26 protein-coding genes are annotated in these 21636 nt (G+C 60.3%); 11 read left to right on the top strand and 15 right to left on the bottom strand.

The window, feature by feature from the left end:
• Nucleotides 1-84 precede the first annotated feature (84 nt).
• On the bottom strand, nt 85-777 hold the full coding sequence (locus D8U70_RS16125; protein WP_130929285.1) for a hypothetical protein: 693 nt from the start codon (nt 775-777) through the stop codon (nt 85-87).
• Nucleotides 778-1030: 253 nt separating this feature from the next.
• On the opposite strand from D8U70_RS16125, the gene D8U70_RS16120 reads away from it, so the two are divergent.
• From D8U70_RS16120 to D8U70_RS16100, 5 genes are all read left to right on the top strand, one after another.
• A complete protein-coding gene (locus D8U70_RS16120; protein ID WP_016770812.1) occupies nt 1031-1711 on the top strand; it encodes a response regulator in 681 nt (226 codons plus the stop codon).
• Nucleotides 1711-3033 (top strand): ATP-binding protein, encoded by a 1323-nt coding sequence (locus tag D8U70_RS16115; protein ID WP_038860405.1) that lies wholly within the window; start codon nt 1711-1713, stop codon nt 3031-3033. The genes D8U70_RS16120 and D8U70_RS16115 overlap by 1 nt, the downstream gene beginning before the upstream one ends.
• 215 nt (nt 3034-3248) lie before the next feature.
• The gene (locus D8U70_RS16110) at nt 3249-3770 is read left to right on the top strand and encodes a GNAT family N-acetyltransferase (protein WP_122707202.1); all 522 of its coding nucleotides are present in this window, start codon (nt 3249-3251) and stop codon (nt 3768-3770) included.
• 106 nt (nt 3771-3876) lie between these two features.
• Nucleotides 3877-5289 carry an aspartate aminotransferase family protein gene (locus D8U70_RS16105; RefSeq protein ID WP_122707200.1) on the top strand — a complete coding sequence of 471 codons (1413 nt, stop codon included), beginning with the start codon at nt 3877-3879 and terminating at the stop codon, nt 5287-5289.
• A gap of 82 nt (nt 5290-5371) precedes the next feature.
• On the top strand, nt 5372-5596 hold the full coding sequence (locus tag D8U70_RS16100; protein ID WP_122707198.1) for an MbtH family protein: 225 nt from the start codon (nt 5372-5374) through the stop codon (nt 5594-5596).
• A 176-nt stretch (nt 5597-5772) separates the two neighbouring features.
• Here the strand turns inward: D8U70_RS16100 and D8U70_RS16095 are convergent, their stop codons facing one another.
• The 10 genes from D8U70_RS16095 to soxR form a co-directional block, all read right to left on the bottom strand.
• Nucleotides 5773-6678: a zinc ABC transporter substrate-binding protein gene (locus D8U70_RS16095; protein ID WP_024013667.1), complete on the bottom strand. Its 906-nt coding sequence runs from the start codon at nt 6676-6678 to the stop codon at nt 5773-5775.
• Entirely contained in the window at nt 6679-7578 is a 900-nt protein-coding gene (locus D8U70_RS16090) for a metal ABC transporter permease (protein ID WP_007917717.1), read from the bottom strand.
• On the bottom strand, nt 7578-8429 hold the full coding sequence (locus D8U70_RS16085; protein WP_130929284.1) for a metal ABC transporter ATP-binding protein: 852 nt from the start codon (nt 8427-8429) through the stop codon (nt 7578-7580). The genes D8U70_RS16090 and D8U70_RS16085 overlap by 1 nt, the downstream gene beginning before the upstream one ends.
• Complete coding sequence (locus tag D8U70_RS16080; protein ID WP_056788579.1) at nt 8426-9355, bottom strand: metal ABC transporter substrate-binding protein; 930 nt, start codon at nt 9353-9355, stop codon at nt 8426-8428. The genes D8U70_RS16085 and D8U70_RS16080 overlap by 4 nt, the downstream gene beginning before the upstream one ends.
• A gap of 35 nt (nt 9356-9390) precedes the next feature.
• A complete protein-coding gene (locus tag D8U70_RS16075) occupies nt 9391-9966 on the bottom strand; it encodes a DUF6162 family protein (RefSeq protein ID WP_110646819.1) in 576 nt (191 codons plus the stop codon).
• A complete protein-coding gene (locus tag D8U70_RS16070) occupies nt 9963-10301 on the bottom strand; it encodes a hypothetical protein (RefSeq protein ID WP_110646820.1) in 339 nt (112 codons plus the stop codon). The genes D8U70_RS16075 and D8U70_RS16070 overlap by 4 nt, the downstream gene beginning before the upstream one ends.
• Complete coding sequence (locus D8U70_RS16065) at nt 10298-10840, bottom strand: thiamine pyrophosphate-binding protein (RefSeq protein ID WP_073472512.1); 543 nt, start codon at nt 10838-10840, stop codon at nt 10298-10300. Before D8U70_RS16065 ends, D8U70_RS16070 begins: the two co-directional genes overlap by 4 nt.
• On the bottom strand, nt 10837-12036 hold the full coding sequence (locus D8U70_RS16060) for a PepSY domain-containing protein (protein WP_130929283.1): 1200 nt from the start codon (nt 12034-12036) through the stop codon (nt 10837-10839). Before D8U70_RS16060 ends, D8U70_RS16065 begins: the two co-directional genes overlap by 4 nt.
• A 214-nt stretch (nt 12037-12250) precedes the next feature.
• Nucleotides 12251-12709 (bottom strand): VOC family protein, encoded by a 459-nt coding sequence (locus D8U70_RS16055; protein WP_130929282.1) that lies wholly within the window; start codon nt 12707-12709, stop codon nt 12251-12253.
• Between the two features lie 111 nt (nt 12710-12820).
• Entirely contained in the window at nt 12821-13273 is a 453-nt protein-coding gene (gene soxR / locus D8U70_RS16050; RefSeq protein WP_122881004.1) for a redox-sensitive transcriptional activator SoxR, read from the bottom strand.
• Between the two features lie 93 nt (nt 13274-13366).
• Here soxR and D8U70_RS16045 point away from each other — a divergent pair, with 93 nt between their 5' ends.
• The 5 genes from D8U70_RS16045 (at nt 13367) to D8U70_RS16025 (ending at nt 18065) form a co-directional block, all read left to right on the top strand.
• On the top strand, nt 13367-13729 hold the full coding sequence (locus tag D8U70_RS16045) for an antibiotic biosynthesis monooxygenase (RefSeq protein WP_110646821.1): 363 nt from the start codon (nt 13367-13369) through the stop codon (nt 13727-13729).
• A 101-nt stretch (nt 13730-13830) separates the two neighbouring features.
• Nucleotides 13831-14100 carry a hypothetical protein gene (locus D8U70_RS16040; protein WP_073472521.1) on the top strand — a complete coding sequence of 90 codons (270 nt, stop codon included), beginning with the start codon at nt 13831-13833 and terminating at the stop codon, nt 14098-14100.
• Nucleotides 14101-14201: 101 nt separating this feature from the next.
• The gene (locus D8U70_RS16035; RefSeq protein ID WP_130929281.1) at nt 14202-14816 is read left to right on the top strand and encodes a LysE family translocator; all 615 of its coding nucleotides are present in this window, start codon (nt 14202-14204) and stop codon (nt 14814-14816) included.
• Between the two features lie 205 nt (nt 14817-15021).
• Nucleotides 15022-16188, top strand: a complete 1167-nt coding sequence (locus D8U70_RS16030; protein ID WP_073472526.1) for an aminotransferase class V-fold PLP-dependent enzyme — start codon at nt 15022-15024, stop codon at nt 16186-16188.
• A gap of 68 nt (nt 16189-16256) precedes the next feature.
• The gene (locus D8U70_RS16025; RefSeq protein ID WP_130929280.1) at nt 16257-18065 is read left to right on the top strand and encodes an aminopeptidase P family protein; all 1809 of its coding nucleotides are present in this window, start codon (nt 16257-16259) and stop codon (nt 18063-18065) included.
• Between the two features lie 44 nt (nt 18066-18109).
• Here the strand turns inward: D8U70_RS16025 and D8U70_RS16020 are convergent, their stop codons facing one another.
• Together D8U70_RS16020 and D8U70_RS16015 are read right to left on the bottom strand one after the other, a co-directional pair.
• Entirely contained in the window at nt 18110-18706 is a 597-nt protein-coding gene (locus D8U70_RS16020) for a 2-hydroxychromene-2-carboxylate isomerase (protein ID WP_130929279.1), read from the bottom strand.
• 41 nt (nt 18707-18747) lie between these two features.
• Nucleotides 18748-19476: an SDR family oxidoreductase gene (locus D8U70_RS16015; protein WP_041478480.1), complete on the bottom strand. Its 729-nt coding sequence runs from the start codon at nt 19474-19476 to the stop codon at nt 18748-18750.
• A 91-nt stretch (nt 19477-19567) separates the two neighbouring features.
• On the opposite strand from D8U70_RS16015, the gene D8U70_RS16010 reads away from it, so the two are divergent.
• Nucleotides 19568-20137, top strand: a complete 570-nt coding sequence (locus D8U70_RS16010; RefSeq protein ID WP_130929278.1) for a TetR/AcrR family transcriptional regulator — start codon at nt 19568-19570, stop codon at nt 20135-20137.
• Here the strand turns inward: D8U70_RS16010 and D8U70_RS16005 are convergent, their stop codons facing one another.
• Nucleotides 20138-20419 (bottom strand): hypothetical protein, encoded by a 282-nt coding sequence (locus D8U70_RS16005; protein WP_016770791.1) that lies wholly within the window; start codon nt 20417-20419, stop codon nt 20138-20140. It lies immediately after the preceding gene.
• A 169-nt stretch (nt 20420-20588) separates the two neighbouring features.
• Nucleotides 20589-21476, bottom strand: a complete 888-nt coding sequence (gene rhtA, locus D8U70_RS16000) for a threonine/homoserine exporter RhtA (protein ID WP_016770790.1) — start codon at nt 21474-21476, stop codon at nt 20589-20591.
• Nucleotides 21477-21636 lie beyond the last annotated feature (160 nt).

Genomic DNA, 21636 nt, shown 5'->3' with positions numbered 1-21636 from the left:
CCCTGTGCAAGTGGGGTGCAGGATGGGCGGCGGCGATTAACCGATAATTAACCCTATCCTACTAGGCTCTCCGGGATTGACCAATCAACTACGCAGCAGGCCGGGCCAATTGCCGTCATCAATGGTTCTGGGGCCGGCAACGAGTCGATCGGACTGAATGTTGTAAGTGAGGTACTGATTATTGGTCAGGAAGATATACCAGTAACTGTCTGCAAATGTCCGGTCATTCTGCGCCGCTGTGATTATCCGGTCCTTGTAAGGTTTCAGCGCGCCCAGCTGATATTCGCCGAAACGGTTGTACTTGACGGTCTTGGCCTTGTAGTCGAAAGACAGGTAGTGGCCGTCATCGAGGATGAATCGAAACAGGAAAGGGTAGCCGGTCAGTTGAAACCAGGTGCCGGCGATGATCTTGTCAAAATATGGAAGAATCGGCTTCCATACCGAGTCGGCTACCTTGTAGAAGGCGGCAACTTTATCGCTGTCCTGATCGTATTTGCAGACCATCGGAGTTGTTCCGTCATAGAAGAAAAGCCAGGCAATATCCTCGTCACTTCCGGCGTTCCAGCCGAAGGAAGTGGTAGTCAAGCCAAAGCGCAGATCTTTGGTATACGGGGCAAAGTTGTCCCAGTTGCCTGCCGTGGCGGCTGGATAATTGGATGGGACACTATTGTCGCCAATATCAAAGCGCGAATAGGTATCGGTGTCCTTGAAGAAAAAATAAATTCGATCAGGGCCGGAGCGCCAGTCTATGGCAACAAAGTTATTCAAGTTGGTCATGTTTAAAAGTCCATTTAAGTTTGGGGTTGAAGTTGCCGGTTGAAACTAGATGAAGTTGCATTGGCGATAAAGGCTGGAATTGTTTCCGGATGGGTAACGGGGTAATAAAGTTTGCATGGCATGCTCGCGTCGGTTGCTGGGCTGCGACAACCTGACTGCATTCTCGTGCAGCTTTGCGAAGTCGACGTGTGCCGCCATAATTGCCCCTTAATCCTTGCCTGCTTCACTCGCCTTTTTTATTTCCGGAGCCCCTATGCACGTACTGGTTTGCGAAGACGATGAGCTGATCGCCAGCGGCATCGTCGCCGGGCTCAAGGCACAGGGCCTGACCGTCGAGCATGTCAACACCGCGTCCAAGGCGCGGGCGATGCTCAAGGTCGCCGAATTCGACGTGATGGTTCTCGATCTCGGGTTGCCCGACGAAGATGGCCTAAAGTTGCTCCAGCAATTGCGGCAGAGCGGCCTGGAAATCCCGGTTCTCATCCTCACTGCCCGTGACTCGGTGACCGATCGTGTCGACGGTCTGCAGGCCGGCGCCGACGACTACCTGCTCAAGCCTTTCGACCTGCGCGAACTGTTCGCTCGCTTGCAGACGCTGTTGCGCCGCGTGGCCGGGCGCAGCGTGAATCTGATCGAGCATGGCGCGCTTACTTACGACCCGAGCAGCCGCGAAACCCGCCTCGCCGGGCAACCGGTGGACCTGTCGCGCCGCGAGCAGTCGCTGTTGCAGGCATTGCTGCACAATCGCGGCCGGGTGCTGTCCACCGAACAGTTGAAGGACAGCGTCTACGGCTTCAACGATGAACTGGAAAGCAACGCACTGAACGTGCACATCCATCACCTACGCAGCAAGCTTGGCAAAGGCATCGTCGAAACCGTGCGTGGTCTGGGCTATCGCCTCGGGCCTGCCGATGGCGGAGAGCAAGGCAAGTGATGAGTCTGCGCCTGCGCCTGAGCCTGACGCTCGGCGCTGCCTTCGCGCTGATCTGGGCGCTGGCGGCGGCGTGGATGCTCAGCGATCTGCGCAATCAGATGATGTTCTCCCTCGACCAGCGTCTGGTCGCTTCGGCGCGCATGGTCGCCGGTTTGCTTGAGCAATTGCCGACGCTGCCGAGCAAAGGCGAGGGCACCCACTTCAGTGCTGAACAGCTGAACATTCCCGGCGGCATGGCCTGTCAGGTCAGCTCATTGCGCGGCGAGATTCTCGCGCGCAGCCACAACAACCCCGAGCAAGCGCTGGAAGCCGAGAAAATGGGCTTCCACGATCAAATGATCGACGGCGCCCCGTGGCGCAGTTTCACCCTGGCCCGGGGCGATGTGCGCATCACTACGGCGGATCGGCAGATTGAGCGCGAAGCCTTGAACATGTCGATTCTGCTCGCTGCTTCGGTGCCGGTCGGTGTGGCCTTGCTGGGCTGCCTGTGCCTGCTGTGGCTGGGCATCGGTCAGGGTCTTGCACCACTCAATCGTCTGCGCGAGGCGCTGATGCGGCGCAATGCCGATTCCCTTGAGCCATTGCAGCTGCAGGCGTTTCCCAGCGAATTGAAGCCGCTGCTGGAAACCCAGAATCAGTTGTTCCAGCGCATCGGCAAGACCATCGAGCGTGAGCGTCGCCTCACTGGTGACGCCGCGCATGAACTGCGCAGTCCGCTGACGGCGATCAAGACTCACCTGCAAGTCGCGCGCATGACCGACGGCAGCGCCCGCGATCAATCGCTGGCCCGCGCCGAGGAGGGCGCCGATCGCCTGCACCGCACCCTTGAACAGTTGCTGCTGCTGGCGCGGGTCGAAGGCAGCCTGTCGTTTGATGACGGCTCGCAATGCAGCGCCGAGCAAGTGGCCAGACTGGCGATTCAGGACGCCACTGGCGGCGAGCGGCTGCGGATCAAACTGCACGTGCCGGACGACTTGTCCGCCGCGCCGCTGCAAATGCCTGCGGTGCTGGCGATTGCTGCACTGCGTAACCTGCTCGACAACGCCTTGCGTCACACACCTGAAGATTGCGCGGTCGAGGTCCATCTGGAAAACATCGGCAATCGTGTGCGTTTTGTCGTGCGTGACCATGGCCCCGGCATTGCGCCAGATGATTTGCAGCATCTGACCCAGCGCTTCTGGCGCAACGGCCAGAGCACCGGCTGCGGCTTGGGGCTGGCGATTGTCCAGGCGATTGTCCAGCGCTGTGACTGCGCCCTGCATTTCGACAGCCGCCCGGATGGCTTGCGGGTCGAACTGACCATGCCGTTGCAAACTCTCTGATCTCACCTCAGATCCCCTGTGGGAGCGAGCCTGCTCGCGAATGCGGAAGTCATTCAACATCGACGTTGACTGGCCTGACGCTTTCGCGAGCAGGCTCGCTCTCACAAAAGAACATGTTCTGCCACATCAAATGTAACTTCTCGGCGTTCGCTATCCGCCAGGGTTGGGGCTAAGGTCAACCCAGCTTTGACTCAATGGATTGAGGGAACTGCGCCATGGAAGCACCCGTCTGCATACGTCCGGCCACCCTGGCCGACACCGGCATCATCAACCGTATTGTCGAGCGTTCGATCCGTATCGGATGTGCACTCGATCACCGCAACCATCCACTTCTCGTCAGCGACTGGCTCAACCGTTCTCCCGCCGATTTCATCAGTAGCCGGCTCGCCGACCCACATTTCTATCTCTGCGTCGCTTTGCTTGATGACAAACCGGTTGGTGTCGGCATGGCTCGGGTCAGTGGCGAAATCCTGCTGTGTTACGTCCAGCCGGAATCCTTCCGCCGAGGCGTCGGCCGGGCGCTGATGCAGAATGTCGAAGGCTGGTTGCGGGTTCGCGGTGTGCGCAATGCTCACCTCAACAGCACGCGCACCGCCGAGGGATTCTATCGGCACCTGGGTTACCAACAGGCAGCGCTACCCGGTCTCTGCAACGGCTTGCAAACCGTGCCGCTGCGCAAACCTTTGTCCTCACCGGCCGGACAACTCGATCACGGGTGTAAATCCGCACCGCGCTGAAGCGTTTCCAGAACAGGAAAACCTGCAAGTGCGCCCCGCGACCGGAACGCGCACCTGTCGGTGTGCTGTTCTGGTCACTATCCATAGCGAATTGAGGGGTCGAGAGATGTCAGTCGCCACCAGTCTTATCGAAGCGTCGTCGGCCCGGGTCGCCTCGGCGCCGGCGGAAACGTTATTCGAATTCAATGAATCACCGTTGTTGGCGCGGCAGAGCCGGCAGGAGTCCAACGCGCGCAGTTATCCTCGGCGTATTCCCTTGGCGCTCAAGCGTGCCAAGGGCTTGTATGTCGAGGATGTTGAAGGACGTACATTCATCGACTGCCTGGCTGGAGCCGGCACGCTGGCGCTGGGGCATAACCACCCGGTGGTGATCGAGGCGATCCAGCAAGTGCTGGCCGATGAGTTGCCGCTGCACACCCTCGACCTGACTACGCCAGTCAAGGATCAATTCGTCCAGGACCTGTTCGGGCTGCTACCGACGGAGTTGGCGGCGCAAGCGAAGATCCAGTTTTGTGGCCCGACCGGCACCGACGCCGTGGAAGCAGCGCTGAAACTGGTGCGCACCGCAACCGGGCGCAGCACCGTGCTGTCATTTTCCGGCGGTTATCACGGCATGAGTCAGGGGGCGTTGAGCCTGATGGGCAGCCTGGGGCCGAAAAAACCACTGGGTGCGTTGCTCAGCAACGGCGTGCAGTTCATGCCTTTTCCCTACGATTACCGTTGCCCGTTCGGTCTCGGCGGCGCAGCGGGCGTCAACGCCAATCTGAGTTATCTGGAAAGCCTGCTCAACGATCCCGAGGCCGGGGTGCAATTGCCGGCGGCGGTGATCGTTGAGGCGGTACAGGGTGAGGGCGGGGTGATTCCAGCGGATGTCGAGTGGTTGCGCGGCTTGCGCCGGATCACCGAGAAGGCCGGTGTGGCGTTGATCGTTGATGAGATCCAGAGCGGTTTCGCCCGTACCGGCAAGATGTTTGCCTTTGAACACGCGGGTATCGTTCCGGATGTGGTTGTACTGTCCAAAGCCATCGGTGGCAGCCTGCCGTTGGCGGTGGTGGTTTACCGCGACTGGCTCGACACCTGGCAACCCGGCGCCCATGCCGGCACGTTCCGTGGCAATCAGATGGCCATGGCCGCCGGTTCAGCGGTGATGCGCTATCTGCTGGAGCACAAGGTTTGCGAGCACGCAGCCGCCATGGGTGATCGACTCAGCGAGCATCTGCACATCCTGCAACGCGACTTCCCGCAACTCGGCGATATTCGTGGTCGCGGCCTGATGCTCGGCGTCGAACTGGTCGACCCGAACGGCGCGCCCGACGCGCTCGGTCATCCGCCAGCGTTTGCGCGTCTGGCGCCGCTGGTCCAGCGTGAATGCCTCAAGCGTGGCCTGATTCTGGAGCTGGGCGGTCGCCATGGCGCAGTGGTGCGCTTCCTGCCGCCGCTGGTGATCACTGCCGCGGAAATCGATCGGGTGGCCGAGATCTTCGGCCGCGCATTGGCCGCTGCCACCACCGCGCTGTAAATTTTTCCGCGCGGCGAACGTTCTTTCTACATACCCGGCTGCATTCTTTGTGCAGCCGACCTTACAACGATGGAGAACCAGCATGACGTCAGTATTCGACCGCGAGGACATCCTCTTTCAGGTCGTGGTCAACCACGAAGAGCAATACTCGATCTGGCCCGATTACAAAGCTGTGCCGCAAGGCTGGCGCACCGTGGGCAAGAGCGGCCTGAAAAAGGAATGCCTGGCCTACATCGAAGATGTCTGGACCGACATGCGTCCGTTGAGCCTGCGTCAGAAGATGGATGCGCAAGTCGCGGCGCAATAAGCGACCGGGCATAAAAAACCCGCTGGACCAGTGACGGTCAGCGGGTTTTTTCATGTCTGGAGAGTGACGTTGTGGGTGCGGGCCTCTTCGCGAGCAGGCTCGCTCCCACAGGGAATCGCATTTCAACTGTGGGAGCGAGCCTGCTCGCGAAGAACGATCACGCGGACTTACTGAAACTACGCTCCGCTCAACCCCTTGAGCAACAAATCCACATTCCCCTCCAGCTCCGCCAGCGGATCTGCCGCATCGGTACTCAACACCACCAGGCGGCTGCCGGATTCGGCAATCGCTGCTTTCACCGGCTCCGCGGGCTGGCGATGGTGCAGCACCACCGCCACGTCATTGTCCTTGAGCGTCGCTGTCAGCTTCTTCAACTCCTCTGGGGTCCAATCGGCATCGGGACGCGCATCCTGTCCAGCCAGTTCAAGGTTGAGGCTGCCAATCAGATAGCCGAAGTGATCGCTCAGGCTCATCACGCTCAGGTTGTCCGCCTCGGCCAGACGCGCTTCGGTGTCCGCGCTGAGTTTCAGCAAACGCTGTTTCAACGCCGCCAGGTTGGCTTCGATTGCAGGCTTGGCGCTCGGCGCCAGGCGCACCAGGTCCGCCGCCATCACATCGGCCATGCGCCCCATGTTGTTGCTCGCCAGCCATGGCTGACTGTTCAGACCATCAACCTGCAGGCCCGGCTGCACGGCGATGCCGGGCAGGGCGCCGTCGACCGGGCGCGCAGCATCGACTTCGACGATACGGATGTTGCTGCGCCGCGCGATCGGGTACAGCGGATCATCGGCCCACAGCGAACGCAGACCGATTACCGCGTCCGCGTCGGTGGCCAGTTTGCTCAGCGCCGGAGCGCCACGGCCGGTGAAATACGCAGTCTGACGGCTACCCGGAAGGTTGGCCGGCGCCGCACGTTCAAGTTTGACGTCGGTACCCTTGAGCAATGCTTCGCCCAATCCATAGGTGATCGGTAACGAGGCCAGAACGCGCAACGGTTTCGCAGTTTCAGCCGCCATCAACGGAGTGCAGACCACGCCACACAGGGCCATGGCCAGAGTCAGGTTACGCAATGAAAAAGCCATTTATCCAAGGTTCCCTTTCAGGCTGGGGACGACGCCGCGCGCAATGGCGGCGAGGGCGAAAGCGATGCCGGCGACCAGAATGATCGCGGCGCCGGACGGGATCGGCAGATCGAATACGATCGGCGCAAGAATCCCGCACAGGGTGCTGACGGTAGCGATCAGCACCGAGCACCAGAAAAAGCCTTTCAGCGACTGACTGAGCAAGCGCGCCGCCGCCGCCGGAATCACCAGCAAGGCGCCGACCAGAATCGCGCCAATCACCTTCACTGCCGCGACGGTGATCAAGGTCACCAGGATCACGAACAGGTAATCCAGGGTCTTCACCGCTACGCCACGCACCGCCGCCAGTTGCGGATTGAAACTGGCGAGCATGATGCGGTTGTACAGCGGCAGGGCGAGCGCCATCACCAGCGAACCGACGATGGCCAGCACCGCCAGATCATTGCCGTTGACGGTCAATACCGAACCGAACAGCACGTTTTCCAGAATGTGCACGTTGATCTTGCCGGCGAGAATCAGCAGCAGGCTCGCGCCCAGTGCCAGTGACACCGAGAGAAACACGCCGATCAGCGTATCCGGTGCCAGTCCGGTGCGGTTGCGCAAGTAATTGAGCAGGATGCCGAACAGCAGGCAGTAACCGAACAGGCTGCCGTAGGGGCCGGTGTAGGGTTCGCCGAGCAGGATGCCGATGGCGACACCGGTCAACGCGGCATGGCCGACTGCTTCGGAAAAGAATGCAAAGCGCTTGACCACCACCAGCGTGCCGAGCCCGCCCAGCACCGGGCCGATCAGCAGGCCGGCGAGCAGGGCGTTGACGACAAAGCCGTAGGCCAGCGCTTCCGGCAGATAACCGGAAGACGCCCAACCCTGGACCATCAAACGAAAGGCTTCGTAACTCATCAGACCGCGCTCCGTGGATGGGTGGAAAACAGCGTCAGCAGACGTTCCGGAGTCAGCGCCTGTTGCGGTGTGGCATCGAACAGCACGCGGCGGTTGAGACCGGTAACCCGATCGGCCAGCCGACCCACCGCTTCCAGGTCATGCTCAATCCACAACACCGTGATCCCCGCCGCGCGCCAGTCAGTCAGCAGACGTTCGAACACCTGGATTCCGGCCTCATCGAGGGCCGACATCGGCTCGTCGAGCACCAGCAATTGCGGCGCCGGAATCAAACCCTGCGCGAGCAGCACCCGCTGGCGCTCACCGCCGGACAGCGCGCCCATGCGCCGCTTGCGCTTGTCCTGCATGCCGACGCGCTCCAGTGCCTCGCCGATGGCGCCGGCGTAGTGTTTGCTTAAACCGAGAAAGGCCGGACGGCGTTGACACATGGCGGCCATGAAATCGTCGACGGTCATCGGCAAGCCGCGATCGAACTCCAGCGCCTGCGGAACGTAACCAATGGTGCCGGGCTCGCCGGGCCAGTGCAGGCTGAGCTGGCCCTGATGCGGCATCTGCTCCAGCAGCGTTTTGATCAGCGAACTCTTGCCGCCACCATTGGGGCCGACCAGCGCATGCACGCTGCCGGGCTGCACCTGGAAGCTGACCTTGTCGAGAATCGTCGTGCGCCCCAGCGTCAGGCTCACTTCCGTAAACTCCAGCGATGGCCCGGTTATCCCCTGTGGGAGCGAGCCTGCTCGCGAATGCGGTGCGTCATTCAGCGAAGATGTTGCCTGATCCGGCGCCTTCGCGAGCAGGCTCGCTCCCACCGGGTTATTGGTGTTGTCAGGGATCAAGGTTTCTTTCGACGTCATGCCCCCGACTCCTGAATCGCCCGAACCACGGTGTTGAGGTTGCCGGTCATTTCCTTTTCGTACTTGTCGGCGGTGTATTCGCCGTAGGAAATGTGCGACAGCGGGTACAGCTTCACCCCGGATTCGCGCTGGATGGTGTCGACGTAGCTGGACGGGAAATCCATCTCCGAGAAGATCACTTTGACGTCGAGTTCACGCAACTGGTCGATGGTCTTTTTCAGCTGACTCGGGCTTGGCTCGATGCCGTGGGCCGGCTCGACCACGGCCGTCACTTCCAGACCGAATTCACGCAACAGATAGTCGTAAGCCGCATGCACAGTGGCCACGCGCAGTTCGGCGTTGGGCGCCTGGGTCAGTTTGGCCAACGCGTCGGCGCGCATCTGCCGCAGGCGTTTGCCATAGGCGCGCGCGTTTTGCGTGTAGGTCTTGGCGTTGTCCGGATCGATCTTGCCCAGCTCGCGGGCGATGTTGTTGACCTGGGCGATGGAGGCGCTGATCGACAGGAACGTGTGCGGATTGACCACTTTGCCGGCGCCGCGCGCAGCGACACCGGTGGCCGCCAGCAATGGCACGTTTTCGTTGGCTTCGATGGTTTTGACGTTGGGAGTTTCGCTGGCGGCGATCATCCGGTCGGCGAAGTCGTCATGACCGACGCCGTTGAGCACGATCACGTCCAGTCCGCTGATGCGCTTGATGTCTTCGGCGCGCGGTTCGTAGGCGTGCGGATTGAAGCCCGCAGGAATCAGCGGCACCACTTCGGCCTTGTCGCCGACGATGTTGGCGACGTAGCTGTAATACGGATGCAGGGTGATGCCGATGCGCAGGCGTTTGCCTTGCTCGGCGCTGGCCAACGGGCTCAGCAGGCAGGCGCACAGGCCAAGCAGAAACAGGCGTAACAAGGGACGGCGAGGAGATGAAATGGACATGGGCAAGCAGTCTTCTCTCGGATAAAGGCGAGGAATCAATGGCGATGTTCGCGGGTAACCCCGGCATCGAATTGCGCGACGATCTGTTTCCAGCCAGCGGCGGACAGCGCGGCGTCAGACAGATCTTCAGCAGGCGCGGGATCGGCGCTGCGCTTGAGCCAGATGTCCGGCGCCGCGTTGGCGTCAGTGCCGACACGCATCAGAAATGAACCGGCGACATCAGGCGTCGCACTGCGTCCGAAATAGGCGCGTTCGGCGAGCATCTGCCATGCGTGACCACCACGGCTGACCGAACTGGCATCCTGCGCGAACGGCGCAAAGCCTTCGTCGGCGAGCATTTGTGGCGTCGGCAGGGCTTTTTGCTCTTCGCGCAGCAAGCGGATTTCGTCGAGGGTCACGCGCAGGTCGGCATAGATGCCTTGCTCGGCGGCGCTGAGATCGCGGCGGGCGTCGTACTGGTTGCTGGCGACCGGCTCCGGTTCATGGGAAACCCCGCGCCACGCCACCACCGAGCCGGCGACCGCGAGGATCAGCAGGCACAACAGCAGCACGTTGAGGGTTTCATGGCCGGCGCCGGCCGGGCGTACCACTTGCGTCGTCGGGGTACTCATGGGGCTTCGATATCCGCCTGGTCGATTTCCACAACGTGGCCTGGGCCAGCGTCGAACAGCACATAGAACTCGCTGCCGGGCTTCTTGAACGTCAGCGTCGAGTCTTCGCCCAGTTTGCCCGGCACCAGAATGGTTTCGTCGTAGCCGATCACGTCGAGCGTCACCCCCGGCGCGCCGCTGCCATCGGAGAAACCGCCGGTGCATTTGATCTGTTCGGCATCGATGGCTTTGCATTCGCACATCGGGTTGTGCGCCAGGGCGCTGGCACTGAAACCGGCGCTCAGCAGCAGCGCGGCGCTGGCGAGCAAACGGGTCTGAAGGGGCGAGCGAGTCATGGTTTGGCTCCTTGTTTGTTCAGCCACGCAACCGTGGCGGGGGAGGCTTGGCTCAGGGGAATCGCGGCCTGGTGCATGCTGCCGTCCCAGCCTTCCATGGTGATCCACAGCTCGGCGTCAGGTTTGGTCTTCGCCGGGATCGGCATCTGCGTGCCCATGCGATACGGCGTACCGAAGAAGATCGTGCCAGCGGCGCGCAGACTGCGCGGCTTGCCGATGCGCAGGTAAGTAGCCTTGACCTGTTCGACGCAGGTATCACAAACGGCGGCAGTGAAATCCTTCATATAGCCGGCCGGACCGCTCAGGTGCGGCGCCTCGTCACGCAGTTCGGCCAGGCGCAGGCTCCACGGGCCGACCTGAACGTTGCCTATTTCACGCTGGCCCAGGCCACTATCGCCGCGAAACAGCGAGGCATCGGCAAAGTATTTCGGCATGAAGCCCAGCGGGATCAGCAACAGCAGGACATTGATGTGGAAACGCCACTTGTGCCAGAAACGCGACAGGCGCGACGGCGGTGTGACCGAGATGGCTTTATTCACAGGCTCGCCTCCGAAGTTTCACGGCGCAGCGCCGGTTGGGCGGTGACGCGGTTTTTCTTGTCCTCGCGTTTCAGCGCATTGGCGGTGGCCAACGCGGTGCGCTTGGTCCAGATCAGCAGGCCGCTGAGGATCATCGTGCTCAGCAACAGACCGAAGAAGAACCAGATCAGCTTGATCCAGATGCCGCCGAAGTCGCCGGTGTGCAGCGGGCGCATGGACTCGGTGACGAATTCCAGCGAGGACCGATCGGACAGCAACCGTGAGGAAGCCATTTCGCCGTTGTACGGGTTGAGAGTCGCGGTCTGGTACATCAGCGGATACCAGCCACGGCCGCTGACGCTCATGTGCGAGTAGGCATTGCCCGGCAGGTTGACGTAGCTGGCTTCCAGCCCCGGAATCTTCTGCTGGGCGATTTCGATGGCGCGGTCCAGGCTGATGCGCGGCGGCGGGGTGCCGGCGGCCGAGATCGGCACACTTTCGCGGGACATCGCCGGAATGATCGGTTCGCTGGAAATGGAAATCTGGTTATCGAACAGGATCGCCTTGATCAGGAACCAGATGCCGGTGATGGAAATCACCGCGATGAACCAGATCGACCAGATGCCGCACAGGCGATGAAAGTCGCCCCAGAAAATCCGCGCGCCGTGGCGCACGCGCAGGGTCGGGCGCAGAAAACCTTTCCAGAAGCGCTTGTACACCACCAGCCCGGTAATCAGCGACACCAGCATCGGCACGCCGAGCAGCGACACAAGATACCAGCCCCAGCTGTAGCCATTGGTGAACGGCACCAGCCACCAGCCATGCAGGGCGCGGGTGAACGCTTTGAAATCGAAGGCCGGCGCGGTGCCCTGGATGACGCCGGTGTACGGATTGACATAGACCGTCAACGAGCGCCCGTCGGGGTAGCTGACTTCGACATCGAGGGCAAAGTGCGACTCGTCCGGACGATTGATGCTCTGCACCAGGGTTTGCGGCTCGGCCTGTTTGATCGCGGCGAGAATCTGGTCGTAGCTAAGTCGCGGCGCATCGTCCGACGGCTGACTGGCGCGCATTTGCGGGTTGGCCAGCCAGACAATCTCCTGGCTGACCACCGCCAGCGTGCCGGTGACACAGACGATCAGCACAAAGAACCAGATCGGCAACGCCAGCCAGCTATGCACCAGGAACCACAGTTTGGAACGGGATTTCTTCGACATGATTGCGCGTCTTGATTGCGGTGGAAGGGGCCGGGCTACGGGCTTCGCAGCACGGAACTCCCCGGGAGGCCGTTCGTGGCTTTTGCCTACGCGAACGGCCTGCATTCCTATAAGACGGATGAGCGAAGAAAATCCCGAAAGCGGATATGAAAGTAAATGTTTCGCAATTACATCGGCAGTGCATTTTTGCCGGTTGATCCGAGGTAAAAAAACCTCAACCTTGGCTGAACATCTCCATCGCCCGCTGGCGAATCTGCTCTTCGCTCAGATCCTCTTTGTGCGTGGCGAGAAACCACAGATGGCCGAACGGATCTCTCAGCGTGCCGCTGCGATCACCGTAAAACTGGTCTTTGACCTCGGAGACGCTTCGCGCGCCGGCATCCAGCGCCTGTTGAAAGGCTTGGTCGACATCGGTGACATACAGGTGCAAGCCGATCGACACTGCCTGCTGCGGATTGCTCAACGGCCCTTGGTCGCAAGGCGTGCCGAGCATGATCGCGCTGTCGCCGATGCGCAGCTCGGCGTGGCCGATGTTGCCGTCGGGCATGGTCAGGCGCATGACTTCGCTGGCATTGAAGGCTTTCTTGTAGAACTCGATGGCCTCGGCGGCCTGTTGGATGCCGAGATACGGGGTAATGCTGTGATACCCCTCGGGAATGGGTTTGACGCTCATGACGTTCTCCCTGTTTTTGTTTTCAACAGATGTGGTTAAACCGGATTTACCCGGAGCAATCACTATAGAACCGTCCTCGCTGCGCAAATTGTTCGCCGACGAGCAGCCTCATCACTCATCGCGAAAGTGCGGGCCTGGCCCTCGGTCACCGAGCATGTCGCCTTTATTGCGTAACGGACACGCCTCCATGGACAGACAGCCGCAGCCGATGCACCCGGTGAGCTGATCGCGCATCAACGTAAGTTGCCTGATCCGTTCATCGAGCTCGCGCTGCCATTGTTCAGATAGCGTTTTCCAGTCAGCTGCAGACGGCGCGCGATCCTGCGGCAGGATCTTCAGCGCTTCGCCGATTTCCGCCAGCGGTATCCCCAGCCGTTGCGCGACTTTGATCAACGCCACCCGGCGCAGGACGGCGCGCGGATAGCGGCGCTGATTGCCGGCATTGCGCTCACTCTTGATCAAACCTTTGGCTTCATAAAAATGCAGCGCGGTAACCGCGACGCCACTGCGCGCCGCAACCTCGCCCACGGTGAGAGGCTTGTGCACCCGCTCCTTGCTGATCATGCTGAAAATGCTCTTGACCTTGACTTAACTAGAGGTTTTACCCTGCAGCTCTTCGGGTCGCAAGGCTCGCTTCAAGATGAGTGGGGGCTTTCCATGAGCAATCGCAGCTTTACCCAATTGATCGAATTCGAAATCGAACCCCGTCAGCAAGCAGCGCTGGTCTCGGCACTGGCCACGCAGACCGAGGGGCTGGCCCAGCGTTACGACGGGTTTCTCAGCGCCAGCGTGCAGGCCAGCGACGACGGCCGCCGCGTGCTGAGCTTTTTGCAGTGGCAAAGTCGCGAAGCGGGGGAGGCGGCCTTTCGCAGTTTCGAAAGCGGCGAGGAGGATTTCTGGCAAATGATCCGCACCCATCGGGCGAAAACCGTGACCTTCAATTCGTTCCAGGTTCACAGCAGCATTGCCCGCAGTCACGACGATGCGCTGCACTGCCGTCTGCCTGTCAGCCAGTATTAGCGCAAAGCTGATAGCCACTATTGAGAGCGTTGATTTCTGCGCGAGCGTGCCCGGGCGTAGCCTTTCTCCATCGACCCCACATTGCTCGCCAGGACGCTCCCATGAACCGTTTACTGACTGTTTCGCTGATGCTCGCTGTTTCCGTACTCGCCGGTTGTGCCGGCCATGTTTCGCCCGAGCTGCGCCCTTACACCGCTGAAGAATCCCGCGAACTGGCGCTGGAAGCGCTGAACCGCAGCGGCCTGTCGTTCGACGAATACCACGCGAAAAAAGCCCGATTGCTCGGTCAGCCGCAGAAGACTTTCGGCTTCGACCAACAGGGTGAGATGAGCGCCGAACGTGCCATACAGCTGCACGGTCGTCCGAGCTGAAAGCAAACTGTACTGCTTGAAGTTTTCCCTAACTGTCCGTGGGTTTGCCGGGCCGTGTGGGATAGGGTCAACAGCTGAATGACCCTGGATGGACTGCCTCGATGAACCTCTCGCTTGATCTGCTGTTCGGCTTTGCCCTGTTTGCCCTTGTCACCTCGATCACACCGGGGCCGAACAACACCATGTTGCTGGCATCCGGAGTGAATTTCGGTTTCAACCGCACCATTCCGCACATGCTCGGCATCAGCTGCGGCTTCTTTTTATTGGTGGTAGCGGTGGGCTTCGGCCTTGGCGCGGTGTTTCAGGCCTATCCGATTCTGTATACGGTGCTGCGTTATGTCGGCGCGGCGTATTTGTTGTATCTGGCGTGGAAGATCGCCCACTCCGGCCCGGTCGGCGACAGTGCCCACGGCGAGGCGAAACCGATCAGCTATCTGGGCGCCGCGGCGTTCCAATGGGTCAATCCAAAGGCGTGGATCATGGCCATCGGTGCCATCAGCACGTACACGCCGATGCATGGTTATTTCTATAACGTCGTGATCATCGCGGCGGTGTTCGCCATCATCAATCTGCCCAGTGTCGGCCTGTGGGCGGCGTGCGGCACGCTGTTGCGCAATGTGCTGAAAGATCCGCGCTGGTTGCGCGTGTTCAATTGGGGCATGGCGGCGCTGTTGGTGATCTCGCTGTATCCGTTACTTCTGGAAAGCTTTCACTGACGCATTGCTTCAATCGCCGGCCCGATGCCTGTTAAGCTCGGTTTCAGGAGCGTTCCTACGCACTTTTAAATGAAGCCCTACTTCTTTAACGGCATCCGATCAGGTATTGATGACGCTCTCGAACCCATGCACAGCTCACGAGGCTGTGCATCGTCGTTTGCAGACACGAGCCTCCTGATCCCGGAACACGCTCTGCGAGTCCTTTATGAACACACGTCCGTTGTATTTCGATTACGCCGCCACCACCCCGGTGGACGAGCGGGTCATCCAGGTGATGATCGAATGTCTGGGTTTTCACGGTAACTTCGGTAACCCGGCGTCCAGCTCCCACGCGTTTGGCCGGCAGGCCCGGCAGACGGTCGAGCAGGCACGTCGGCAAGTCGCCGATCTGGTCGGCGCGCAGCCTGAGCAGATTGTCTGGACCTCCGGGGCCACCGAATCCAACAACCTCGCTCTCAAAGGCGTTGCTCAGGCCCGTGGCGTTTGCGGCGGGCACATTATTACCAGTCAGATCGAACACAAGGCTGTTCTCGACACCGCGCGGCAATTGCAGGACTCGGGCATTGCCGTGACCTATCTGGTGCCGGACGCCCAAGGCTTGATCACGCCGCAAGCGGTCAGCGAAGCGATGCGTGACGACACCTTTCTGGTGTCGCTGATGCTGGTCAACAATGAGTTGGGCACGGTCAACGATGTCGAGGCGATTGGCGAAGTGGTGCGCAGTCGGCAGGCGTTGTTTCATGTGGATGCGGCGCAAGGCGCGGGCAAAGTCGCGATCGACCTGAGCCGCTGGCCGGTGGATCTGATGTCGTTTTCCGCACACAAACTCTACGGCCCCAAGGGCATCGGCGCCCTGTATGTCGGCCCGCAGGCGCAGCAACGCTTGCAGGCACAGATCCACGGTGGCGGTCATGAAGGTGGCCTGCGCTCCGGAACCCTGGCGACTCATCAGATTGCCGGGATGGGCGCTGCTTTCGCTTTGGCCGCCGACGCATTCGATGAAGAGAAAAAATCCATCATCGCTTTGCGCGAACGCTTGCTCGAGCAGCTTTTGAAGTTGCCCGGCGTGCGCCTCAATGGCAGTGCCTCGCAACGTATTCCGCACACCCTGAGCCTGACCTTCAGCGAAGGCGAGTTCAACAGCGCGGCATTGAGCCATTCGATCGCGTTTTCCGCGACGTCGGCGTGTAATTCCGCAAGTAATGCGCCGTCCCACGTGCTGCTCGCGCTCGGACACGATGCGCGGCTGGCGGGGCGCACCATTCGCTTGAGCCTCGGGCGGTTTACCACCGTTGAGGATGTCGACAAGGCCGTTGACCTGATCACAACCGCCTGCGCCAGTGCTCCGGCATTCTGGGCGACAGGGCTCTAAACAGCAGACGCTTTCCATGGCCGCGAAGGCTACGAACAATAACGATGACGCGATTAGCAGGAGACATGATGAGTTCCCACACCTTGACCGAAGGATCGGTGCCTCAGCGCCTGGCGCATACCCGTGAACTGATGCGCCGCGAAGGCATCCATGCGCTGCTGGTGCCGTCCGCCGACCCGCATCTTTCGGAATACCTGCCGGGCTACTGGCAGGGCCGGCAATGGCTGTCGGGTTTCCACGGTTCGGTCGGTACGCTGATCGTCACTGCGGATTTCGCCGGCGTGTGGGCCGACAGTCGTTACTGGGAACAGGCGACCAAAGAGCTCAACGGCAGCGGCATCGAACTGGTCAAGCTGCAACCGGGGCAACCGAGCCCGCTGGACTGGCTGGCCGAGCAAACCCCCGAGGGCGGCGTGGTTGCGGTCGATGGTGCGGTAATGGCGGTGGCTTCGGCGCGCACACTGAGCAGCAGGCTCGAGGCACGCGGTGCTCGCCTGCGCACCGATATCGACCTGTTGCAGGAAGTCTGGCGTGATCGCCCGAGCCTGCCGAACGCGCCGATCTATCAGCATCTGCCGCCACAAGCGACCGTCAGCCGTGGCGAGAAACTGGCGAAATTGCGCGAAACCTTGCAAGAGCGTGGCGCCGATTGGCATTTCATCGCCACCCTGGATGACATTGCCTGGCTGTTCAACCTGCGTGGCGGTGATGTTTCGTTCAATCCGGTGTTTGTTTCGTTCGCCTTGATCAATCAGCAACAGGCCACGCTGTTCGTGGCGCTGAGCAAGGTCGATGCCGATCTGCGCGCGGTACTCGAGCAGGATGGCGTAACGCTGCGTGACTACAGTGAAGTGGCCGATGCGTTGCGTGCTGTGCCGAGCGGCGCGAGCCTGCTGGTCGATCCGGCGCGAGTGACCACGGGGTTGCTGGATAACCTGGACAGTGGCGTAAAACTGGTCGAGGGTCTCAACCCGACTACGTTGGCCAAATCGCAGAAAAGCGAAGCCGACGCTCAACACATCCGTAAAGCCATGGAGCAGGATGGCGCGGCGTTGTGCGAATTTTTTGCCTGGCTGGAATCGGCGTGGGGGCGCGAGCGCATCACCGAACTGACCATCGACGAGAAACTTACCGCTGCCCGTGAGCGGCGTCCCGATTACGTTTCGCTGAGCTTCAACACCATTGCCGCGTTCAACGCCAATGGTGCGATGCCGCACTATCACGCTACTGAAGAGGAGCATGCGTTGATCGAGGGTGATGGTCTGTTGCTCATCGATTCCGGTGGTCAATACCTCGGCGGTACCACAGACATCACGCGCATGGTCCCGGTGGGTACGCCGACTCAGGAGCAGAAACAGGATTGCACGCGCGTGTTGAAGGGTGTGATTGCGCTGTCGCGGGCACGATTCCCGAAAGGCATTCTGTCGCCGCTGCTCGACGCCATCGCTCGTGCGCCGATCTGGGCTGACAACGTCGACTACGGTCACGGCACCGGTCATGGCGTGGGCTATTTCCTCAACGTTCACGAAGGTCCGCAGGTGATCGCCTATCAAGCGGCACCGGCGCCGCAAACGGCGATGCAGCCGGGGATGATCACCTCGATCGAACCCGGCACTTATCGCCCGGGCCGCTGGGGCGTGCGCATCGAGAACCTGGCGATGAACCGCGAGGCCGGCAGCAGCGAATTCGGCGACTTCCTCAAGTTCGAAACCCTGACGCTGTGCCCGATCGATACTCGCTGCCTGATTGCTGACCTGCTGACTCAGGAAGAAAAGCAGTGGCTCAATGCTTATCACAGTGAAGTACGCGAGCGTCTGAGCCCGTTGCTGGATGGCGCGGCGCTGAGCTGGCTGAACGAGCGCACTGTGGCCATTTGATCGATTTACCCAAGGCACCGCTCGCGGTGCCTTGGGTCTCGGCTTCAATCCTGGCGCAATGCCTCTTCCAGGAAGTCGAGTCGATCCTGACCGAAGAACAACTGATCGCCGATAAACATGCTGGGGGCACCGAAAACGCCGCGCTTGATCGCGGCTTCGGTGTTTTCCTTGAGTGCGGCTTTTACTGATTCATCGTTGGTCAGCGCCATTATCTCTTGGGGGTCGAAGCCGTTTTCAGTCAGCACGGCGGCAATGGTTTGCGGATCGTTGAGGTTACGACCTTCTACCCAAAGCGCCCTGAACAGGCAATCGACGAATTCGGCGAAACGCTGCGGCTGGCGCATCTGCATGCCAGTGACGGCACGCATCAATATCAGTGTGTTGATTGGAAAGTGCGGATTGAATCTGAGCTGTACGCCGTAGCGTTTGGCGAAGCGATCGAGGTCCTGAAACATGTAGCGACCCTTGGCCGGAATCATTGCCGGCGAAGCGTTGCCGGTGGCTTTGAACACGCCACCCAACAGCATCGGGATGTAGATCAGTTCGCTCTGGGTATCGGCGCAGATTTTCGCTAGCTGGGTGTGCGCCAGATAGGTGGTGGGGCTGCCGAGGTCGAAATAGAATTCCACGGTTTTCGTCATGATCAAATCGCTCTCTTATTGTTGTAATGAGGGGGGAGGGCTTACCAGCGTTCGTTCCATGGGCGCAGGTCCAGCTCAAAGGTCCAGGCATCCCGTGGCTGACTGTGCAGAAACCAATAGTTTTCGGCGATGTGCTCTGGATCGAGAATGCCGTCCTGATCCTTGGTCGCGTATTTCTCGGGAAAGCTGTTGCGGATGAAGTCGGTGTCGATCGCACCATCAACCACGACGTGGGCGACATGGATGTTCATCGGCCCCAACTCTCTCGCCATGCTTTGCGCCAGTGCGCGGATGCCGTGTTTGGCTCCAGCGAAAGCGGCAAATCCAGAGGCGCCGCGCAACCCGGCCGTGGCACCGGTAAACAGAATCGTGCCGCGCTGCCGAGTGACCATGCGCTTGGCCACTTCACGGGCATTGAGAAAACCGGAGAAGCAGGCCATCTCCCAGATCTTGAAATATTTGCGCGCGGTTTCTTCGAGAATGCTGCACGGTACGTTGGCGCCGATGTTGAAGACAAAGGCCTCGATCGGGCCGACGCGGGTTTCGATGTCTTCGATCAAGGCGATGACGTCTTCTTCCTTGCGCGCATCGCAGGCAAAACCATGGGCCTCACCGCCCTCAGCGATGATCGCGTCAACCAGAGGCTGCAATTTGTCGGCGCTGCGCCGGGTCACACAGGCTATAAACCCCTCACTGGCAAAGCGCTTGGCAATCGCCCCGCCCGTGGCATCACCGGCGCCGACAACCAACACGACCTTCTTGTTATTCATGCGTGAATCCCTTTTGGTTAACGATCGTTTAGTTAACGAACGTTATGCTAGGATTCGGGCAGCGTCAAGGCGAGCTATTTCAGGAGAGGACATGCGTTATTCGGCCGGACACAAATCGGAAACCCGCGAACGATTGCTGCTAAGCAGCGCGCTGTCGGCAAAGAAATCGGGGTTTTCCACGATGGGCGTGGATGGCCTGATGAAAGCCATCGGTTTGAGTGGCGCCGCGTTCTACAGCCACTTTTCGTCCAAGGATGCGTTGTTCGCTGCCATCGTCGAGCGAGAGTTGAGTGAAAGTCTTGAGCGCCTTGGTGGCCAAGGCGGTGCAGATCGGCAGCGGCTGGAGCGTTGTCTGAAGCAGTACCTGAGCATGGCCCATGTCGAGCAACCCGAGGCCGGTTGCGCGCTGCCGACATTGGGCGCGGAGATTGCCCGTGCGGATGTACAGGTGCGTGAGCAGGCTGAAGAATGGATCTGCCGCCTTCAGCAGGGCTGGGCCGAGATACTGGAAAGCGAGAGTCTGGCCTGGTCGGTGCTGTCGCAATGCGTGGGCGCATTGGTGGTCGCGCGGATGCTGGCAACACCGGACGTGCAGCGTACGGTGTTGCGCTCGAGTCACGAGGAAATTACACGTCAGCTCGCTTTGCCACGGGCCGAGTAGTTATTTGCAGATGACGATCATGCTGCGGCTGGTATAACCGGCGGGGTTCAGGCCGAACGGATAATCGCCAGGTTCTTCTACGGTGTCCCCGGATTTGGCGATCACCTTGTAGCCCTTGGGCGCGCAGGAATTGGCGGCGCTGGTGTAGCACTTGTCCCATGAGGATGAAAGTCCGGAACAGTTGATATGCAGCCCCTTCTTGCCGCGTTTGACCTGGGTTTCCGAGGTCGCTGCGCAGCTCGCGATCGCCAGCAGGGCGATCAGTAGCAAAATTCGTTTCATTACCATCCTTAATAGCGGCCACGAGTCTGGTGCTCGGGTCTGCCTGTATTCGCTCGCGTTTGCAGCGTTGTGCCGTCCTTTGCGAAAAAATCCATGCCTGGCGATGGGTTACGAAGCTAAACATGGCCTAAATGAGCGCCAATTACCAGACCCCACTTTCTATAACGCTTCAGTCGGCCGCGACAGCAGGCTTTGCTCCGCTGCCCATGGTCATGGTTGCGCCCACTGACGCCAGAATAATGCACAGGATGGCCAGCCATTGTGACAATGAAAGGTATTCCTGGAGAAAAAGCAGACCTGATAGTGCTCCGAAGGCCGGTTCGATACTCATGAGCGTGCCGAAGGTGCGCGCGGGCATACGCGTCAGGGCGACCATCTCCAGCGTATAGGGCAGGGCGGTGGACAGAATGGCGACGCCGATAGCGATCGGAATCAGTGATGGTGTAAGCAGCGCAGCGCCGGCATGAACAATGCCGATTGGCGCCACAAACAGCGCGGCGATCATCACGCCGAGGGCTGCGGTCGTCACCCCGTTGTCGGCGCCGGCCTTTTGCCCGAACAGAATGTACAGCGCCCAGCACACTCCGGCGCCCAGCGCATAGCCCGCTCCGACCAGATCAATGCCGGCAGTGGTAGCCCCGGTGGGTATCAATAGAAGCAAGCCGGCCGCAGCAAGCGCAATCCATACAAAATCGATGGCGCGGCGAGAGGCATATATAGCTACAGCCAGAGGGCCGGTGAATTCCAGCGCAACGGCGATGCCCAGCGGCACTGTGCGCAGCGACATATAGAAGAGGAAGTTCATTCCGCCCAATGCCATTCCGTAGACGATCACGGTACGAAGAGACTTGGCGGTCAGCTTTGCACGCCATGGGCGCAGTATCAGCAGCATGATCACGCTGGCAAAGATCAAGCGAAGAGTGGTTGTTCCTTGTGCGCCGATAATGGGGAACATGCTTTTGGCCAGAGAAGCGCCCGACTGGATGGACGCCATGGCTATCATGAGCAGGCAAACCGGAAACAATGTGGAAGCAAGGGAGCGAGGTTGATCATTCATTGCGCGGCAGCATCCAAGGCAAAAACACAGTATTGTTGTGGTAGTGGGCAATATACTGCGCATTGGATGGGGGCGCGTCTATATATAGAAAGCGTTTTTGCTGATTTGAAAGAAAAGCGAAATTAACGGTTGACGGCAGATTCCAGAGGTCTATAATTCG

This window comes from Pseudomonas sp. Sample_20, assembly GCF_004307585.1.
GTDB lineage: Bacteria > Pseudomonadota > Gammaproteobacteria > Pseudomonadales > Pseudomonadaceae > Aquipseudomonas > Aquipseudomonas atacamensis.
Note: the sequence above shows the minus strand (reverse complement) of the source record. Positions and strands in the feature narration are given on the sequence as shown.

What these genes read in the sequence shown, in the direction of transcription:
- soxR (WP_122881004.1), bottom strand. Translation starts at nt 13,273, where the DNA reads ATGATCAGCAAGGAGCGGGTGCACAAGCCTCTCACCGTGGGCGAGGTT.
- D8U70_RS16010 (WP_130929278.1), top strand. Translation starts at nt 19,568, where the DNA reads ATGCGTTATTCGGCCGGACACAAATCGGAAACCCGCGAACGATTGCTG.
- D8U70_RS16035 (WP_130929281.1), top strand. Translation starts at nt 14,202, where the DNA reads ATGAACCTCTCGCTTGATCTGCTGTTCGGCTTTGCCCTGTTTGCCCTT.
- D8U70_RS16095 (WP_024013667.1), bottom strand. Translation starts at nt 6,678, where the DNA reads ATGGCTTTTTCATTGCGTAACCTGACTCTGGCCATGGCCCTGTGTGGC.
- D8U70_RS16060 (WP_130929283.1), bottom strand. Translation starts at nt 12,036, where the DNA reads ATGTCGAAGAAATCCCGTTCCAAACTGTGGTTCCTGGTGCATAGCTGG.
- D8U70_RS16125 (WP_130929285.1), bottom strand. Translation starts at nt 777, where the DNA reads ATGACCAACTTGAATAACTTTGTTGCCATAGACTGGCGCTCCGGCCCT.
- D8U70_RS16055 (WP_130929282.1), bottom strand. Translation starts at nt 12,709, where the DNA reads ATGAGCGTCAAACCCATTCCCGAGGGGTATCACAGCATTACCCCGTAT.
- rhtA (WP_016770790.1), bottom strand. Translation starts at nt 21,476, where the DNA reads ATGAATGATCAACCTCGCTCCCTTGCTTCCACATTGTTTCCGGTTTGC.
- D8U70_RS16045 (WP_110646821.1), top strand. Translation starts at nt 13,367, where the DNA reads ATGAGCAATCGCAGCTTTACCCAATTGATCGAATTCGAAATCGAACCC.
- D8U70_RS16090 (WP_007917717.1), bottom strand. Translation starts at nt 7,578, where the DNA reads ATGAGTTACGAAGCCTTTCGTTTGATGGTCCAGGGTTGGGCGTCTTCC.
- D8U70_RS16100 (WP_122707198.1), top strand. Translation starts at nt 5,372, where the DNA reads ATGACGTCAGTATTCGACCGCGAGGACATCCTCTTTCAGGTCGTGGTC.
- D8U70_RS16115 (WP_038860405.1), top strand. Translation starts at nt 1,711, where the DNA reads ATGAGTCTGCGCCTGCGCCTGAGCCTGACGCTCGGCGCTGCCTTCGCG.
- D8U70_RS16080 (WP_056788579.1), bottom strand. Translation starts at nt 9,355, where the DNA reads ATGTCCATTTCATCTCCTCGCCGTCCCTTGTTACGCCTGTTTCTGCTT.
- D8U70_RS16020 (WP_130929279.1), bottom strand. Translation starts at nt 18,706, where the DNA reads ATGACGAAAACCGTGGAATTCTATTTCGACCTCGGCAGCCCCACCACC.
- D8U70_RS16015 (WP_041478480.1), bottom strand. Translation starts at nt 19,476, where the DNA reads ATGAATAACAAGAAGGTCGTGTTGGTTGTCGGCGCCGGTGATGCCACG.
- D8U70_RS16005 (WP_016770791.1), bottom strand. Translation starts at nt 20,419, where the DNA reads ATGAAACGAATTTTGCTACTGATCGCCCTGCTGGCGATCGCGAGCTGC.
- D8U70_RS16110 (WP_122707202.1), top strand. Translation starts at nt 3,249, where the DNA reads ATGGAAGCACCCGTCTGCATACGTCCGGCCACCCTGGCCGACACCGGC.
- D8U70_RS16075 (WP_110646819.1), bottom strand. Translation starts at nt 9,966, where the DNA reads ATGAGTACCCCGACGACGCAAGTGGTACGCCCGGCCGGCGCCGGCCAT.
- D8U70_RS16025 (WP_130929280.1), top strand. Translation starts at nt 16,257, where the DNA reads ATGAGTTCCCACACCTTGACCGAAGGATCGGTGCCTCAGCGCCTGGCG.
- D8U70_RS16030 (WP_073472526.1), top strand. Translation starts at nt 15,022, where the DNA reads ATGAACACACGTCCGTTGTATTTCGATTACGCCGCCACCACCCCGGTG.
- D8U70_RS16040 (WP_073472521.1), top strand. Translation starts at nt 13,831, where the DNA reads ATGAACCGTTTACTGACTGTTTCGCTGATGCTCGCTGTTTCCGTACTC.
- D8U70_RS16120 (WP_016770812.1), top strand. Translation starts at nt 1,031, where the DNA reads ATGCACGTACTGGTTTGCGAAGACGATGAGCTGATCGCCAGCGGCATC.
- D8U70_RS16105 (WP_122707200.1), top strand. Translation starts at nt 3,877, where the DNA reads ATGTCAGTCGCCACCAGTCTTATCGAAGCGTCGTCGGCCCGGGTCGCC.
- D8U70_RS16085 (WP_130929284.1), bottom strand. Translation starts at nt 8,429, where the DNA reads ATGACGTCGAAAGAAACCTTGATCCCTGACAACACCAATAACCCGGTG.
- D8U70_RS16070 (WP_110646820.1), bottom strand. Translation starts at nt 10,301, where the DNA reads ATGACTCGCTCGCCCCTTCAGACCCGTTTGCTCGCCAGCGCCGCGCTG.